This is a genomic window from Streptomyces sp. NPDC088124 (assembly GCF_040685895.1).
GTDB lineage: Bacteria > Actinomycetota > Actinomycetes > Streptomycetales > Streptomycetaceae > Streptomyces.
Genome location: NZ_JBFBJB010000031.1, coordinates 67442 through 83550, shown reverse-complemented (window position 1 = coordinate 83550; position 16109 = coordinate 67442). Strand labels below are relative to the sequence as shown.

The window sequence follows — 16109 nt, the reverse complement described above, 5'->3', positions numbered from 1 at the left end:
GCCAGGGTTCCGGCCGCCGCCGTAGAAGGGCATACGCACCTCGTGGGACCCCGTGTGCCCAGTAGGGGCCTGCGGGACCCACGGGGCGTCACGGGGCGTACAAACGGGCTTACAGGTCCAGACCCGTGAGGACGAGGACGCGCTCGTACGTGTAGTCGTCCATCGCGTACCGCACACCCTCGCGGCCGACACCGGACTGCTTGGCACCGCCGTACGGCATCTGGTCGGCGCGGTACGACGGGACGTCACCGACGACCACGCCGCCGACCTCCAGGGCACGGTGGGCGCGGAACGCGGCCTTCAGGTCGTGGGTGAACACGCCGGCCTGGAGACCGTACTTCGAGTCGTTCACGCGCTCGAACGCCTCCGTTTCGCTCTCGACGCGACGGAGGGTGAGGACGGGGCCGAAGACCTCCTCGCAGGCGAGGGTCGTGTCTTCGGGGACCTCGGCCAGGACGGTGGGCGCGTAGCTCGCACCGTCGCGCTTGCCGCCGGTGAGGAGCTGCGCGCCCGCCCGTACCGCCTCGTCGACCCATGACTCGACGCGCTTGGCGGCATCCTCGCTGACAAGGGGGCCCACGTCGGTCGCGTCGTCCTCGGGGTCGCCGGTGACCTGGGCCTCGACGGCGGCGACGATGCGAGGGACGAGGCGCTCGTACACCGTGGCGTCCGCGATCACGCGCTGCACGGAGATGCAGGACTGGCCGCCCTGATAGTTCGAGAACGTGGCGATCCGTGCCGCGGCCCAGTCGAGGTCCTGGTCGCTCGCGTAGTCGGCGAGAACGACGGCCGCGCCGTTGCCGCCGAGTTCGAGGGTGCAGTGTTTACGCGGCACGGAGTCCATGATCGCGTAGCCGACCTTGTCGGAACCGGTGAAGGAGATCACCGGCAGCCGCTCGTCCCGCACCAGGGCGGGCATCCGGTCGTTGGGCACGGGCAGGACGGACCAGGCACCGGCGGGGAGCTCGGTCTCCGCGAGCAGTTCGCCGAGGAGGAGGCCGGAGAGCGGCGTCGCGGGGGCGGGCTTGAGGACGATCGGGGCGCCGGCCGCGATGGCCGGGGCGATTTTGTGCGCGCAGAGGTTGAGGGGGAAGTTGAACGGCGCGATACCGAGGACGGCTCCGCGAGGGAAGCGGCGGGTCAGGGCGAGGCGGCCGGTGCCGCCCGCGTCGGTGTCGAGCCGCTGGGCGTCCCCGGCGTTGAAGCGGCGCGCTTCCTCGGCGGCGAACCGGAAAACGGACACGGCGCGGCCGACTTCGCCCCGGGCCCACTTCAGGGGCTTGCCGTTCTCGGCGGAGATCAGCCGGGCGATCTCCTCGGTGCGCTCGACGAGACGGCGTGACACATGGTCGAGGGCGGCGGCCCGTACGTGCGCGGGCGTCGCGGCGAACTCGTCGACCACGGCGTGCGCGGCGGCGACGGCCTCCTCGACCTGCGCGTCGGTCGGTACGGAGACGGTTCCCACGAGGCGGCCGTCCCAAGGGGAGGTGACATCGAGGGTGTCCTCACCGGTGGCCTGGCGGCCGGCGAGCCAGAAAGCGTGGGTGGAAGTCATTGCGAGTCCGGGCCCTTCCGAAGAGACGGCGTGTATGTCCCACGGTAGGGGTGCGGAGTCATGCGGCGGATTGTCCGCGGTGGAGTGGTACGCACAAGGCTGTGCTACGCAATGTCATACGCACGGTCGAGGAGAGACAGGCAGCGGCGGAAGGAACGGTGCGCCGTTCTTCTGTCAGCGAGCAGAGTGGGCAACGGTCGAGGGGAGTGAGGCAAGAGTCGAGGGTACGGCGATGGTCGACGGGAGCGCGGCGATGATCCCGAGGGTGCCGCTCGTCCCTGGCATCGGACCGGGACCGTATGCCGCGCCTTCGCACCGTCACGCCCACGCAGGCCCACTCGCTTCCCCCTCCCCCTCGCCTCACCCCCTCGCCCCGCCATCGCGCCCTTGCCGCCTCGCCTGCCCTCGCGAGCCGCGCTACTCCCGCTGTTCCCGGGGCTCCGGCGCCACAGAGGCCGGCGGCGTCGTCGGCCCCGGGGCAGCTGTCGTTTTCAGCGCCAGCCAGAGCTCCATCCGTACGTCCGGGTCGTCCAGGGAGCGACCCAGGATCTCCTCCACCCGGCGCATGCGGTAGCGGAGCGTATGACGGTGCACACCCAGATCCGCCGCCGCCGCGTCCCACTGACCGTGGCGGGAGAGCCAGGCGCGCAGCGACGCCACCAGATCGCCGCGCCCCTTCGCGTCGTGGTCGCGCAGCGCCCGCAGCATCCCCTCGGCGAAGGCGCGTACCGCGTCGTCGGCCAGCAGGGGCAGGATCGAGCCCGCCGCCAGTTCCTCGTGCTCGACGAGTGCCCTGCCGCGCCGCCGTGCAACCGACAGTGCCTGTTCGGCCTGTTTGTACGCCCCGGCCGTCGCGATCGGCCCCGTCGGCGCGGAGAGGCCGATGACGACGCCGGCCTCCTCCGCCTCCAGCAGCGTGTACCGGGCCATGGAGGCGACCACCGCCCCGCCGTCGGGGGACACGACCGCGAGGCGATCCTCGCCGTCCGGGACCAGGAGCACTGCCTCGCCCCCTCGTGAGGCCACCGCCTCGACGGCGTCCGTCAGTGCCTGGATCGGATGATCCGTCTCGGCGGCCCCGTGCGGGGCGGCGACGCCCCCCGCGCCCCCCGCCCCTGCCGCGGATTCCGCGATCAGCAGCCGGAAGGGCGCGTCGAGCAGTCCCCCGTACAGCTCGCCCGCCACCGTTCGCGCGTGCTCCGGTTGCCCGGAGAGCAGCATGCGGAGCACCGCGGCGCCGAGCCGCTGTTCGGCCGCCTGGAGGGCGCGTGAACGTTCCGTTGTCAGGGTCAGCAGCGCCACCGCCGAGTGCACCGCGTACCGCTCCGCGGTGCCCAGCGCCGCCCCCGTACCGACCGCGAGGGCGCCGCGGACGCGCCTGCCCGTGCCGAGCGACTGGAGTTCGACGCGGTCTTCCGCGTCGCCGGCGGCGTCGCCCGCGCCCGCCCCACCGACCACCGCGCTCGCGGGTGCGGGGCGCTCGCGCAGCCGCTCGACCTCGGCCGTCAGCCGAGCGGCCCGCCGCGCCGCCCACTCGGGCGCGGCGGCGACGACGGCGCCGGACGCGTCGTACAGCGCCGCCCAGCCGTCCACATGCGCCGCGAGCCGCTCCAGCAGCGCGGCGGGACCCTCGGAGAGCGCGGCGCGGGTCAGTTCACGCTGGACCTCGAAGCCTGCCGTCACGGCGCGGTACTGATCGGCCGCGAGCGCCGCCGAGACCGCCTTGCTGATGGCGAGGAACGGAGTACGTCGCGGCACGGCCAGCAGTGGCAGCCCCACCTCGCGCGCCGCCCCGACGAGAGCCTCGGGGACGTCCTCGTAGTTCACGCCGACGGCGAAGCCGAGCCCGGCCACCCCGGCGTCCGCGAGCCGCCGTACGTACTGCCGCATCGCGCCGGGATCCGCGGCGTCCAGGGTCGTCGCCGTGATGAGGAGCAGTTCGCCGCCCTCCATGTACGGCACGGGGTCGGCCAGCTCGCTGGCGTGCACCCAGCGGACCGGCGTACTCAGCCGGTCCTCCCCCGCGCGCACGGTGAGATGGAGCGCCGAGTGCTGGACAAGTGAGGCGAGGGTGGGCGGCATGGTCGAACCGTAGGGCCTTCGGCAGCGGACGGGCAGGGCGACGGACACGAGCCCATCAGGAGTGTGGCGTGAGCGTCGTCCCCAAGGACATGAGCGTCGCCCCCTCGGAGGGGCTACTGGTCACTTTGCCGTCTTGTACCAACGGCTAAATCCAATTCTGCCAGCCTGTACGAAGTGCAGGCATCCTGGCGGCAGTGGATCGCCTCGCCCCCGTCGGCACCGCCCCGCCCCGCCCCCTGCGCTCAGCTCCGGAGGTCGACCAGTAGGGGCGGCGCATGCTCGCCACTCACTGTCCGCAGGGAGAGGACGGCGTGGCCCGCCGGCACCGAGTGCGCCAGTTCGGAGGCCGACCATCGCTCACGCTCGACCTTCCGTACGGTCACGGCGTCCGTGGTCACCGCCTTGCCGGTGACCAGCTTGCGGAAGGCGTGGATGGCCCGGGTCAGCGGCTGGTCCGCGAAGACGGTGCGCTGGGTGACATCGCGGGTCTCCACCCACTCGGTGCCCCATGCCTCCGCGAAGCGCTTACCGTCCCAGGTGGTGATGCCGGAGAAGGCCATCCGGCAGCCGACGGCACCGAGCAGCGCGGTGTGCAGAGCCTCGGGCACGTCGTCGAGAGTACGCAGCGTGAGCAACGCGCCCGCGTTGACCGAACGGAGTCGCTGTACGCCGCGCAGGGTCTCGGGAGTGAGGGTGCGGGTGGCGTCGTCCAGGACGAGACAGGCGAAGAGCGACCGGTCGGCCCGGGTCGCGGCGTTCGCCGTGAACTGGGCGAGGACGATCCTGGCCAGCATCCGCGACGCCTCGGCGTGCCCCCGCTCCGGCAGGTCGATGCGGACACGCAGCGGGTGCTCCAGGGTGCGCAGGGAGTACGGCCGGGTCTTCCCGCTGGTGTCGAAGAACCCGGCGAAAGCGGGTCGGTCGAGCAGGGCGACCCGGTCGGCGAGCGCCCGTCCCGGGTCTCCGGAGGCTCCGGACTGCCGCTCGCGGGTGTCGAGCTCGCGGCGCATGACGGTATGGCCTCCGGCGTCGAGTGCCTCCCGCAGTGCGGCGAGCGCGGCGGGCTCGCCGTCGAGCAGCTCACGCAGCTCCGGTACGGCGGGAAGTCGGCCGTGCGCGGCGCGGAAGGGCCCCAGGAGCTGCGCAAGGGCCGTGGACGCCCGGCGGCTGTCCGTGTCCGCCAGATCGCCCACGAGGCCCTCTGCGAGGACGACAGCGGCCTCATCCGGGTCGTTGGTGCCGCCATAGAGGTCGAGGTCGTACACCGAATCGGGGTCACCGAGCCGGACGACGACGTCGTAGGCGCTGTCCGGCCCGAGCTGCGTGCCCGTGGCACAGACGGCGATCACGGCGGCCTGCCCGGCGAGCGCCTGAAGAGAAAGCGATTCGACCACGGGGCGCACCAGCGCGTGGGTCTTTCCGGCACCGGGCGGACCCACGGCGAGCAGCGAGGTGCCCAGCAGAACCGGATCCAACGCGAGGCCCGTTCCCCTGCGCGGGTACGGGTTGCGCTCGCCGTCGTGGACGGTACCGAGCCTGACCTGCCGTACGAGCAGATCGTGCCGGGCCGCGCGAACGGGCAAGTCGCGCTCGCCCGAGGGATGGACGCAGGCGCCCGCGCCGTCGCCCCGTACGGCCTCGGCGAACGCCGTCAGGCGCGACGGGTCGGCTCGTACGGAGTGCCACGCGCGGCGGATCCGGGCGTAGTCGACGTCGTTCATCCGCCCGCCCCGTACTTCGGACGCGAGGCGGGCGGCGATGTCTCCCTGCCCCGCGGTGCGCAGCTCGGGCCACTCGGCGAGGTCGTCCTCGGGCTCCGGGGGCGGCGGGGCATCCTCCCGGGGACCCGCGCCGGGGACCCGGCCGACGATGCGCCGCGCCAGTTCGGGCCAACGGCCGAGGCGGCCGAAAACGAAGGCCATCGCACCGCCGATCACCACCACGATGTAGATCTGTGCGGTGGTCTCACCGGTCTGTGTTCCGGGCCAGGAGTCAGGTGTGACCAAGAGGAGAGGCCAGAGCCAGAAGCCTCCGAGGTAGCCGTTCGACACCAAGGACCAGAGCAGCAGACCCGCCAGAAACGAGATCAGCGCCCCGCTCACGAGTTGCCGCAGCGGCGTCAGTTCCGGTTCCTCCGCGGGCCGGGCCCGGTGGCCGTATGCCCAGGTTCCCGGTGCGTCGGCGACGCGCGGGACACGCAGCCACTCCGCCAGGGTCGGACCGGAGCGCGGCGCGTGCCCCGGTGCGGGGGGCGGGGCGGATTCGAGCGGGGCTGAGGGCGGCATGGGCGGCGGCCCCGCGGGCCGCGGCACGGGGCCGGCATGTGTGCCCCGTGCGTCGTGCGTGCCGTCGCTGCCCATGTGAACTCCTGCCCCCTGCGCGGTCCGCCCTGTTGTACCCGCTCAATGTATTGCCACCGTATTGCCACCGCCGGACATCGGGTGGTTCGCCCACCGCCACAAGCCCGTCCACGGGGCCCCGTTGTCCGTACTCTCCGCCCTGGGACAGCGCCCCGTGCGGCGCAGAACGAGGCCACTATGTCCGCCACGGACAACGACACGCCCCCCACCACTCCCGATCGGAGCATGCCCGCTTCCCTCTCCCGCCCCTAGCCTGCGGAGAAAGACCCGGAACACCCCCAGGAGCCCCGCATGACCGCCATTCCGCAGGAGCGCCTCGTCGTCACCGACATCCCCGGACCCAAGTCGCGGGAACTGCAGACCCGCCGCAGCGCCGCGGTCGCCGCGGGTGTCGGGTCCGTACTGCCCGTCTTCGCCGCGCGCGCCGGCGGCGGCATCGTCGAGGACGTGGACGGCAACCGGCTGATCGACTTCGGTTCCGGTATCGCCGTGACCTCGGTCGGCGCCAGCGCCGAGGCCGTCGTACGCCGCGCCACCGCGCAGCTCGCGGACTTCACCCACACCTGTTTCATGGTCACGCCGTACGAGGGGTACGTGGCGGTCTGCGAGCAGCTCGCCGAGCTGACGCCGGGCGACCACGCCAAGAAGTCGGCCCTCTTCAACTCGGGCGCCGAGGCGGTGGAGAACGCGGTCAAGATCGCACGCGCTTACACCAAGCGCCAGGCGGTCGTCGTGTTCGACCACGGCTATCACGGCCGTACGAACCTCACCATGGCGCTGACCGCCAAGAACATGCCGTACAAGAACGGCTTCGGCCCCTTCGCGCCGGAGGTCTACCGGGTACCTGTCGCCTACGGCTACCGCTGGTCGACCGGCCCCGAGCACTGCGGCGAGGAGGCGTCCGCCCAGGCCATCGACCAGATCAGTAAGCAGATCGGCGCCGAGAACGTCGCGGCGATCATCATCGAGCCTGTCCTCGGCGAGGGCGGCTTCATCGAGCCGGCGAAGGGCTTCCTGCCCGCCCTGGAGCGGTTCGCCCGCGAGAACGGCATCGTGTTCGTGGCGGACGAGATCCAGTCGGGCTTCTGCCGCACCGGCCAGTGGTTCGCGTGCGAGGACGAGGGCGTCGTCCCCGATCTGATCACCACCGCGAAGGGGATCGCGGGCGGCCTGCCGCTCGCCGCCGTCACCGGCCGCGCCGAGATCATGGACGCCGCGCACGCGGGCGGCCTCGGTGGGACGTACGGGGGGAACCCGGTGGCCTGCGCCGCCGCGCTCGGTTCCATCGAGACGATGAAGGAACTGGACCTCAACGCGAAGGCACGCCGCATCGAGGCGGTCATGAAGGGCCGCCTCGCCACGCTGCGGGAGAAGTACGACGTCATCGGCGACGTCCGCGGGCGCGGCGCGATGATCGCGATCGAGTTGGTGAAGGACCGCGACACCAAGGAGCCCGACCCGCAGTCGACAGCGGCGCTCGCCAAGGCATGCCACGCGGAGGGGTTGCTGGTCCTCACCTGTGGCACATACGGCAACGTCCTGCGCTTCCTCCCTCCCCTGGTGATCGGCGAGGAACTCCTGAACGAGGGCCTGGACATCATCGAGCGGGCGCTCGCCGCTCTCTGAGCCCTCCGGCGCCCGGAAGTGCGGCCCTCGTGGCACACCTCCGGGCGGGTCTTCGGACGCCTCTTTGGGCGGGTCTTCGGGTCTTCGGGTCTTCGGGCGACCTTCGGGCGCGCCTTCGGGGCCTTCATGCTGCGTCACACCGTCCGGCATGAGGCCTTTACGCGGCCTTATGCCCCGTTACGGCGCACCACGGAGCACCGGTGGCGTCGCGTGCCGTTGTCATCACTCACGCGGCGCGACCGGCGCCACCACACCCGTCGGGGCCTGTGAAGAAGGTGTGCGGGGCCCATGGCGGGATGGAGTTCCGGCTGTCGGAGACCCGGACCCTGACGTACGGTTTTGCCAGATGAGAGAAACACCCCGCTCACAGGGGACTGCACAGCGAACTGTGGGCGACACCAATGCGGGGCATCCCCAGCGTCGCTTTGGTCGTGCCTTCGCGCACACCACTGGAGCTTCTGGCTCTGGATCTCCTCACCGATCGGATGGCCGCCCGCCCCAAACCCCCCGGGGCGTGCGGTACACCGGTCCTGACGGCCGCCCCGGAACAACCCCCCCTGTTCCCGGGCGGCCGCCTCTTTTCTCCGGCCGCGCACTCGCGGCGTTCGCTCTGTGCGCCGTCCTCTTCGTGTTCTTCACATGGCAGACGGCCGTCGACGGGCCGTTGCGCCCCGCCGACGAGCGGCTCGGGCTCGCGCTCGCCGGCGAAGGGCCGGAGCCTCTGACGCAGTTCCTCTCCGACCTCGGCGGCATGCCGGTCGCTCTGCCCGTTCTGGCCCTCGCACTCGGTGAGGCGTTCCGGCGCGGGCAGCGGGCAAGGCCACTGGCGGCGGTCGTCGCGATGGCAGCCGTCCCGGCCCTGGTCGTACCGCTCAAGATGTGGATCGACCGGCCGGGCCCGCTCACGGACGCGACCGGCTACTACCCGTCCGGACACACGGCGACGGCGATGGTCGCGTACGGCGGTGCCGCGCTGCTCCTCGCGCCGTACGCCGGGCGGAGCAGGATGTTGCCCGTCGCCGCGCTGCTCACCCTCGCGACGGGCGTGGGCCTCGTACTGCGCGGCTATCACTGGCCCGTGGACGTCCTCGGGAGCCTCGCGCTGTGCGGCATGCTGCTTCTCCTCATGGAGGCGGCCGTCCGCAGGTTCCGCCTTCGCGAGTACGCATACGCCCGTCGCGAGGACGCATCCACGGGTGAACGCGAGCGTGACGGCGAGGGCGAGGGCGTCCCCGGATGCGACACCGGATGCGACGAACGCCGCGCGGCGCCGGAGCCTCCGGGCGGTCGTGAAAGTTCCGTCGAGCGTGAAAGTTCCGGTTGAGTGTGAAAGGTCCCGGCTGAGGCAGCGGTGAGGGCCGCTCAGACCAGGCACACACCCTTCAGCGACCTGCGCCGCGTTCACACCCGTTGCCGCCCTCACACCCGAGGCTGTCCTCGTATCCGTCGCCCTCCTGGTACCCGTCGCCCTCCTCGCACTCGCCCCGTCCGCGCGCCATCCCTGCCGCCGCCTCGTGCATGGCCAGCTCCAGCAGCGCCGCGTCCGTGAGGGTCCCCGCACCGTCCGGCGGGATCAGCCAACGCACCCCGCCACTCGCCCGGCCCGGGTACGGGACGACGATCCAGGTTCCCCGTCCCGCGCCCCGTACCCCCGTGCCGATCCAGCGCGCGACCGTCCCCGGCGGTACGAAGAAACCCATCCGGCCGTCACCGAAGTCGGCGAGTACCGGACCGGGGCGGTCGACGAGCCTGGTCAGCACGTCGAGCGTCGGGTAGCCGAGGTCGCCCGGAAGGATCAGTACGTCCCAGCGCCGACCGGCCGGAAGAAGAGCCACCCCGTGCGGACTGCGCTCCCATTCCCACCGGCAGGCGTCGGGATCCGGTGCCACTGATGCCAGCCAGTCCGCCGCGCTCTTTGCACCCGAGCCAGTCATCCGCCCGGCCTCCCATCCATGTTGTTGGACAGTCTGTCCACAAGAGGGACGGCGGTGGGCCCGATGGATTACGCGGGTTCGGTTCACCAGCTTCCGGTGATCCCACTCACATGTTCCGACAGGGGGAGAGGACACACGTGTCCCTGCCCTGACCTGCCGCGCCGTACGGCGCCCCGTGTCCGTACGCCCCGTACCGCCCGCCGAGCCCGGGCCCCGGTCCCCCGCCCCGAGGCCGACCCGCCTCCATCCACCCCGCCCCGCGGCTCCGGATCAGCTGTCGAAGCCCAGCCCGAACCGGTCCATCGTCCGCAGCCAGATGTTGCGCCGGCCGTCGTGGGCGTCCGCGCGCGCCAGTGACCACCGGGTCAGACCGATGCCGGCCCAGGCGACCGGCTCGGGCGGGAACGGCAGTGGCTTGTCGCGGACCATGGCCAGTTCGGTGCGCTCCGTCCGCTCCCCCGCGAGAAGGTCGAGCATCACGTCACCGCCGAAACGGGTCGCGCCGACCCCCAGTCCGGTGTAGCCCGCGGCGTACGCCACCCGTCCGCCGTACGCCATGCCGAAGAATGCCGAGAACCGCGAGCATGTGTCGATCGCCCCGCCCCACGCGTGGCTGAAACGTACGTCCTCCAACTGCGGGAAACAGCGGAAGAAGTGGGCGGCCAGTTTGAGGTAGGTCGCCGGACGGTGCTCCTTCTCCGCCCCAAGCCTGCCGCCGTACGGGTAGATCGCGTCGTAACCGCCCCACAGGACGCGGTGGTCGGCGGTGATCCTGAAGTAGTGGAACTGGTTCGCGCTGTCCGCCAGCCCCTGGCGGTTCCACCAGCCGACCGCGCCCCGTTGCCGCGGCGTCAGCGGCTCCGTCATCAGCACGTAGTCGTAGACCGGAACGGTGTACGGGCGTGCCCGTCTGACCAATGACGGGAAGACGTTGGTGCCGAGCGCGACGCGCCGGGCGAAGACCCGTCCGTACGGAGTACGCACGGCCATTCCCGCACCGTACCGGGCCAGTGCCAGGCCACGGGTGTTCTCGTAGATGCGTACGCCCAGCGCCGCGCAGGCCCGTTTGAGCCCCCAGGCGAGCCGTGCCGGGTCCAGCATGGCGGCGCCGTGCCGGTCCCACAGGCCGCCCAGGAAGGTCGGCGAGTCGACCTCGGCCCGCACGGCGTCCCGGTCGAGGAGTTCGAGCCCTCCGCCGCCACGCCGGGTCCGCTCTTCGTACAGCTCACGGAGGCCGGCGAGCTGGTACGGCTCCGTGGCGATGTCGATCTCACCAGTTCGCTCGAAGGCACAGTCGATGGCGTAGCGCGCGACGGCCGCCTCGATGGCGTCGAGATTGTGCCCGCCCAGCTCCTCCAGCTTCCGCAGTTCACCGGGCCAGCGGCTGAGTCCGTTGACGAAACCGTGTGTGAGAGAGGCTGAGCAGAAGCCGCCGTTGCGGCCCGAGGCGGCCCAGCCGACCTCGTGGCCCTCGATCAGGACGACGTCGCGGTCCGGGGCCCGCTCCTTGGCCAGGAGGGCGGTCCACAGGCCGCTGTAGCCGCCGCCGACGACCAGCAGATCGCACAACTCGTCGCCGGCGAGGGCGGGGCGCGCGGTGGGCCGGTCCGGGGCGTCCAGCCAGTACGGTACGGGGCGCGCCCCGGCAAGGGACGCCGCGGCGGCGGAGCGCACGGCTCCGGGACTGACGGACATGTGTGCCAACTCCTTCGAATCGATCGAACTGCTCGAACTACTCGAACGGCGCCGGGCGCGAACTGCCCCACAGTCGGCCCGGCTCCGGGGCGGCTCAGGCCGTCGCGGCGGTCTTCTTCCGTCGGTTGCCGACCACCTGGCCGATGATCACCACCAGTACGGCAATGACGAACATCGCCGTGCCGATGACATTGATCTGCACCGGTGTGCCGCGTTGCGCGGAGCCCCAGACGAACATCGGAAAGGTCACCGTCGAACCGGCGTTGAAGTTGGTGATGATGAAGTCGTCGAAGGAAAGCGCGAAGGCGAGCAGTGCGCCCGCCGCGATACCCGGCGCGGCGATCGGCAGGGTCACCCGTACGAAGGTCTGCACAGGCCCTGCGTAGAGATCGCGCGCCGCTTCTTCGAGGCGCGGGTCCATCGACATGACGCGTGCCTTGACAGCCGTCACGACAAAGCTGAGGCAGAACATGATGTGAGCGATCAAGATCGTCCAGAATCCGAGTTGCGCACCCAGGTTGAGGAAGAGCGTCAGCAGGGAGGCCGCCATCACCACTTCGGGCATCGCCATCGGCAGAAAGATCAGGGAGTTGATCGCCCCTCGCGCCCGGAAGCGGTAGCGGACCAGAGCGAAGGCGATCATGGCGCCGAGGACGGTGGCGCCGAGCGTTGCCCAGGCGGCGATCCGGAGTGACAGCGACAGCGAACCGCACAGGTCGGCGACGCCGCACGGATCCTTCCACGCGTCCAAGGAGAACCGCTGCCACGCGTAGTTGAAGCGGCCGTTGGGCTTGTTGAAGGAGAAGACCATCACGACGACATTGGGGACGACCATGTAGCCGAGCGTCAGCACACCTGCAATGACGACGAGATTGCGCCGTACCCAGCGCGTCACGGCCGTGACGACATGCCTCGGAGCACCGCCCATCGGCGCCACGCGCTCCAGCAGCTCCGGGGCCTCGGAATGCCCCGTGCGCCGCGTACGCCCCGTACGCCGCGCAGGGTCCGTCGCCCCCGTGGCCCCAGCCACCCCCGTCGAGCCGGTCGAGCCGGTCGAGCCGGTTGCCTCCGGGGCCCTCACACCCTTCGAACTCTTCGGACTCATCAGACCAGGTCCTCCGTCCCGGCTCGGCGGATGTAGAAAGTGACCATCAGCAGGACGACCGCCATAAGGATGAACGAGAGCGCGGCGGCCGTCGGATAGTCGAGGACGCGCAGGAACTGCGTCTGGATGACGCTGCCGACCATCTTGGTGTCGGTCGAACCGAGCAGTTCCGCGTTGACGTAGTCCCCGCTGGCGGGGATGAAGGTGAGCAGTGTGCCGGAGACGACACCGGGCATGGAGAGCGGGAACGTAACCGTCCGGAAGGTCGTCAGCGGCCTGGCGTACAGGTCCCCGGCGGCCTCGTGCAGCCGGCTGTCGATGCGTTCCAGCGACGTGTACAGCGGCAGGATCATGAAGGGGAGGAAGTTGTACGTCAGACCGCAGACCACTGCCATGGGCGTCGCCAGGACGCGGTTGCCCTCGGTCCAGCCCAGCCAACTGGTCACGTCGAGGACGTGCAGGGTGTCCAGTACACCGACCACGGCGCCGCCGTCCGCCAGGATCGTCTTCCAGGCGAGCGTACGGATCAGGAAGCTGGTAAAGAACGGCGCGATGACCAGGACCAGCAGCAGTTTGCGCCAGCGGCCCGCCCTGAAGGCGATGAGGTACGCGAGGGGGTACCCGAGCAGCAGACACAGGAGGGTGGCGGTGCCCGCGTACAGCAGTGAGCGGACGAACTGCGGGTAGTACTCGCGAAACGCGTCCCAGTACGTCGGGAAGTGCCACGTGACCTGGAACCCCTCCTCCAGGGATCCGGTCTGCACAGAAGTAGACGCCTGGTAGACCATCGGCAGCGCGAAGAAGACCAGCAGCCAGAGAATGCCGGGCAGGAGCAGCCAGTACGGAACGAGGCGTCGGCGCGTGGAGGGCTTGCTCACAGTGGGTCCCGGCTCCGTGGCGGACGGCGGGGTGGGCGTGCCGGGCGGGACTGCGGTGGTGGTCATGCGCTTGCCCCTCCGGGGGCGCGCGTATCGGCACCTGGGCGCGCGGCACCCCCGTCGAGAGCCGTGGTGGCGCCGTCGGGGGCTCTGCTGACGCCCTCGCCCCCCGTTGTCCCGGCGAGGGGTGACTGCGCGGCGTCCAGACCGAAGGTGTGCGCTGGGTTCCAGTGCAGGACGACGTCGGCGCCGGGGGCGAGCCGGCTGTCGCGTTCGATGTTCTGCGCGTACACCTCCAGTTCGGGGCAGGCGGCGCTGTCGACCACGTACTGGGTGGAGACGCCGATGAAGCTCGAGGCGGCGATCCGGCCGGATACACGGTTACGTCCCTCCGGGATCGAGTCGGCGTCGTCCGCGTGGGTCAGGGAGATTTTCTCGGGGCGTACGCCGACCAGCAGCCTGCCGCCCCGTGCGGCCGGCGCGGAGCACCGGCCGCGCGGGAGCACGAGCCGGGCGCCGCCCGCCGTGACCGCCACGTCGTCGCCCCGTACGGCGCCGATCTCGGCCTCTATGAGGTTGGACGTACCGAGGAAGTTGGCGACGAAGGTGGTCCGCGGGTTCTCGTAGAGGTCGGCGGGGCTGCCGAGTTGTTCGACCCTCCCCGCGTTCATCACCGCGACGGTGTCGGCCATCGTCATGGCCTCCTCCTGGTCGTGGGTGACATGGATGAAGGTGATGCCGACCTCGGTCTGGATGCGCTTGAGCTCCCACTGCATCTGCCGGCGCAGCTTGAGGTCGAGCGCGCCGAGCGGCTCGTCGAGGAGGAGGACCCGCGGATGATTGATCAGCGCGCGGGCCACCGCGACGCGCTGCTGCTGTCCGCCGGAGAGCTGGTGCGGTTTGCGCTTGGCGTGATCGCCGAGCTGGACGAGGTCGAGCATGTCGCCGACCTGTTTGCGTACGGACCTGATGCCGCGGCGGCGCAGCCCGAAGGCGACGTTCTCGTAGATGTCGAGGTGAGGGAAGAGCGCGTAGCTCTGGAACACGGTGTTGACGGGGCGCTTGTACGGAGGGAGCCCCGTAACGTCCTTGTCGCCCAGGAAGACCGCCCCGGAGGTGGGTTCCTCCAGGCCGGCGATCATCCGCAGGGTGGTGGTCTTGCCGCAGCCCGACGCGCCGAGAAGAGCGAAGAAGGAGCCCTGCGGCACGGTGAGATCGAGCGGCCGTACGGCCCGGAAGGAGCCGTACGTCTTGCTGATCCCGGTCAGGCGGACGTCGCCGTCGCCCCGGCTGGTGGATGCGGTCTCTGTCATGGGTCACGGTCCCGGGGATGAGAGAGGTGGACGGACGGGGCGTACGGCGCGGAGCTCAACGGGGCGTAGGAAGCCACCCGGGCAAGGCGTACGAGGCGGGGCTAGGGTGTGTCGTTTGGATCAGTCCCTGACCCAGCACCCCACTCCGCCCAGCACTCCGCCGCGTTCACTTCACTCCGCGGCGTACGGGGCGGGCTGTACGGCCCTAGGCGCCGATGAGTTGGGCGAACTTCTGCTCGTACGCCGTCTCCTCCTTCGCGCTGAGGGAGCGGAAGGCGTGCGAGGCGGCGGCCATCGCCGCGTCCGGGAGGATCAGGGTGTTGTCAGCCATCGATTTGTCGATTCTGGACAGCTCGGCGCGCACGCCGTCGACCGGGCAGACGTAATTGATGTACGCGGCGAGCCGGGCTGCGATCGGAGGCCGGTAGTAGTGGTCGATGAGCTGCTCGGCGTTGGCCTTGTGCCGCGCTTCGGCCGGGACGAGCAGGTTGTCACTGGACAGCATGTAGCCGGCCCGCGGGATGGCGAATTTGATGTCCGGGTTGTCGTTCTGGAGCTGGACGATGTCTCCCGCCCAGGCGACGCACGCCGCGATGTCGCCCTTGTCGAGGTCGGCGGTGTAGTCGTTGCCGGTGAAGCGGCGTATCTGCCTCCGGTCGACAGCCTTCTGGATCCGGGCGAGTGCGGCGTCGAAGTCGTCGTCGGTGAAGGCCGCAGGGTCCTTGCCGAGGTCCAGAAGGGTCATCCCGACGGTGTCGCGCATCTCGGAGAGGAAGGCCACGCGCCCCTTGAGCTTCGGGTCGTCCAGGAGCTGAGAGACCGAGTCGACGGTGCGCCCGCCGGTCGCCCTGGCGTTGTAGGCGATGACGGTCGGGATCCCGGTCCAGGGGTACGTATAGGCGCGGCCCGGGTCCCAGTCGGGCGAACGGAACGGCTCCGAGAGGTTAGCGAAGGCGTGCGGCAGGTGGGACGGGTCGAGTTTCTGCGCCCAGCCGAGCCTGATGATGCGGGCGGCCAGCCAGTCGGTGACGCAGATGAGATCGCGCCCGGTGTCCTGGCGGGCCGCGAGCTGCGGCTGGATCTTGCCGAAGAACTCGACGTTGTCGTTGATGTCAGCGGTGTACTTGACCGTGATCCCGGTGCGCTTCGTGAACGCCTCAAGGGTCGGATAGTGCTTCTCGTCGTCGCTGACGTCCATGTACTCGGTCCAGTTGGAGAAGACGACGCGCTTCTCCTCTGCCGAGTGGTCGGTGGAGGCGGGCCCCGCACCCTCCCGCTTGGCCGGCGGGATACCGCAACCGCCCAGTCCGGCGAGCCCGCCGAGCGCGAGGCCACCGGCCCCGGTGGCCCGCAGCATCGAGCGACGGGTGAGGGCGCCCCTCCCGCTGGTCATGGTGCGACGTATCGCGGCCCACTGTGCCGCGGACGGGCGGCCGGGCTCGTACGGCTCCGTCTGCTCGATCTGATCCACCTGATCCATGCACTGTGCCCTTCGGCTGGACGGTTCGACGGCTTCTGCTGCGTGTAAGGGGGCGGCCACACGGCCCAGCGCTCGCCGCCC

General features: G+C 70.8%; 11 protein-coding genes. 2 read left to right on the top strand and 9 right to left on the bottom strand.

Going from position 1 to position 16109, the window contains the following annotated elements; all coding sequences use genetic code 11:
* Positions 1 to 109: 109 nt before the first annotated feature.
* From AB0P17_RS25105 to AB0P17_RS25095, 3 genes are all read right to left on the bottom strand, one after another.
* A complete protein-coding gene (locus AB0P17_RS25105; protein ID WP_365814153.1) occupies positions 110 to 1555 on the bottom strand; it encodes an aldehyde dehydrogenase family protein in 1446 nt (481 codons plus the stop codon).
* Between the two features lie 417 nt (positions 1556 to 1972).
* Positions 1973 to 3637 (bottom strand): PucR family transcriptional regulator, encoded by a 1665-nt coding sequence (locus tag AB0P17_RS25100; protein ID WP_365814152.1) that lies wholly within the window; start codon positions 3635 to 3637, stop codon positions 1973 to 1975.
* Positions 3638 to 3879: 242 nt separating this feature from the next.
* Entirely contained in the window at positions 3880 to 5997 is a 2118-nt protein-coding gene (locus AB0P17_RS25095; RefSeq protein ID WP_365814150.1) for an ATP-binding protein, read from the bottom strand.
* A gap of 291 nt (positions 5998 to 6288) precedes the next feature.
* Between AB0P17_RS25095 and gabT the strand changes: the two genes are divergently transcribed.
* Positions 6289 to 7623 carry a 4-aminobutyrate--2-oxoglutarate transaminase gene (gene gabT, locus AB0P17_RS25090; RefSeq protein WP_365814149.1) on the top strand — a complete coding sequence of 445 codons (1335 nt, stop codon included), beginning with the start codon at positions 6289 to 6291 and terminating at the stop codon, positions 7621 to 7623.
* 628 nt (positions 7624 to 8251) lie between these two features.
* Entirely contained in the window at positions 8252 to 8947 is a 696-nt protein-coding gene (locus AB0P17_RS25085; protein ID WP_365814148.1) for a phosphatase PAP2 family protein, read from the top strand.
* A 58-nt stretch (positions 8948 to 9005) separates the two neighbouring features.
* On the opposite strand, the gene AB0P17_RS25080 is transcribed toward AB0P17_RS25085, so the two are convergent.
* The 6 genes from AB0P17_RS25080 to AB0P17_RS25055 all read right to left on the bottom strand — a co-directional run bounded on the left by AB0P17_RS25080 (position 9006) and on the right by AB0P17_RS25055 (position 16028).
* Positions 9006 to 9557 carry a hypothetical protein gene (locus tag AB0P17_RS25080; RefSeq protein ID WP_365814147.1) on the bottom strand — a complete coding sequence of 184 codons (552 nt, stop codon included), beginning with the start codon at positions 9555 to 9557 and terminating at the stop codon, positions 9006 to 9008.
* Between the two features lie 270 nt (positions 9558 to 9827).
* Positions 9828 to 11252, bottom strand: coding sequence for an FAD-dependent oxidoreductase (locus AB0P17_RS25075; protein ID WP_365814146.1), 1425 nt, complete (start codon positions 11250 to 11252; stop codon positions 9828 to 9830).
* Between the two features lie 94 nt (positions 11253 to 11346).
* On the bottom strand, positions 11347 to 12180 hold the full coding sequence (locus AB0P17_RS25070; protein ID WP_365814182.1) for an ABC transporter permease: 834 nt from the start codon (positions 12178 to 12180) through the stop codon (positions 11347 to 11349).
* Between the two features lie 176 nt (positions 12181 to 12356).
* Positions 12357 to 13301 (bottom strand): ABC transporter permease, encoded by a 945-nt coding sequence (locus AB0P17_RS25065; protein WP_365814145.1) that lies wholly within the window; start codon positions 13299 to 13301, stop codon positions 12357 to 12359.
* The gene (locus tag AB0P17_RS25060; RefSeq protein WP_365814144.1) at positions 13298 to 14548 is read right to left on the bottom strand and encodes an ABC transporter ATP-binding protein; all 1251 of its coding nucleotides are present in this window, start codon (positions 14546 to 14548) and stop codon (positions 13298 to 13300) included. The genes AB0P17_RS25065 and AB0P17_RS25060 overlap by 4 nt, the downstream gene beginning before the upstream one ends.
* A 205-nt stretch (positions 14549 to 14753) precedes the next feature.
* A complete protein-coding gene (locus tag AB0P17_RS25055; RefSeq protein WP_365814143.1) occupies positions 14754 to 16028 on the bottom strand; it encodes a spermidine/putrescine ABC transporter substrate-binding protein in 1275 nt (424 codons plus the stop codon).
* Positions 16029 to 16109: the final 81 nt, after the last annotated feature.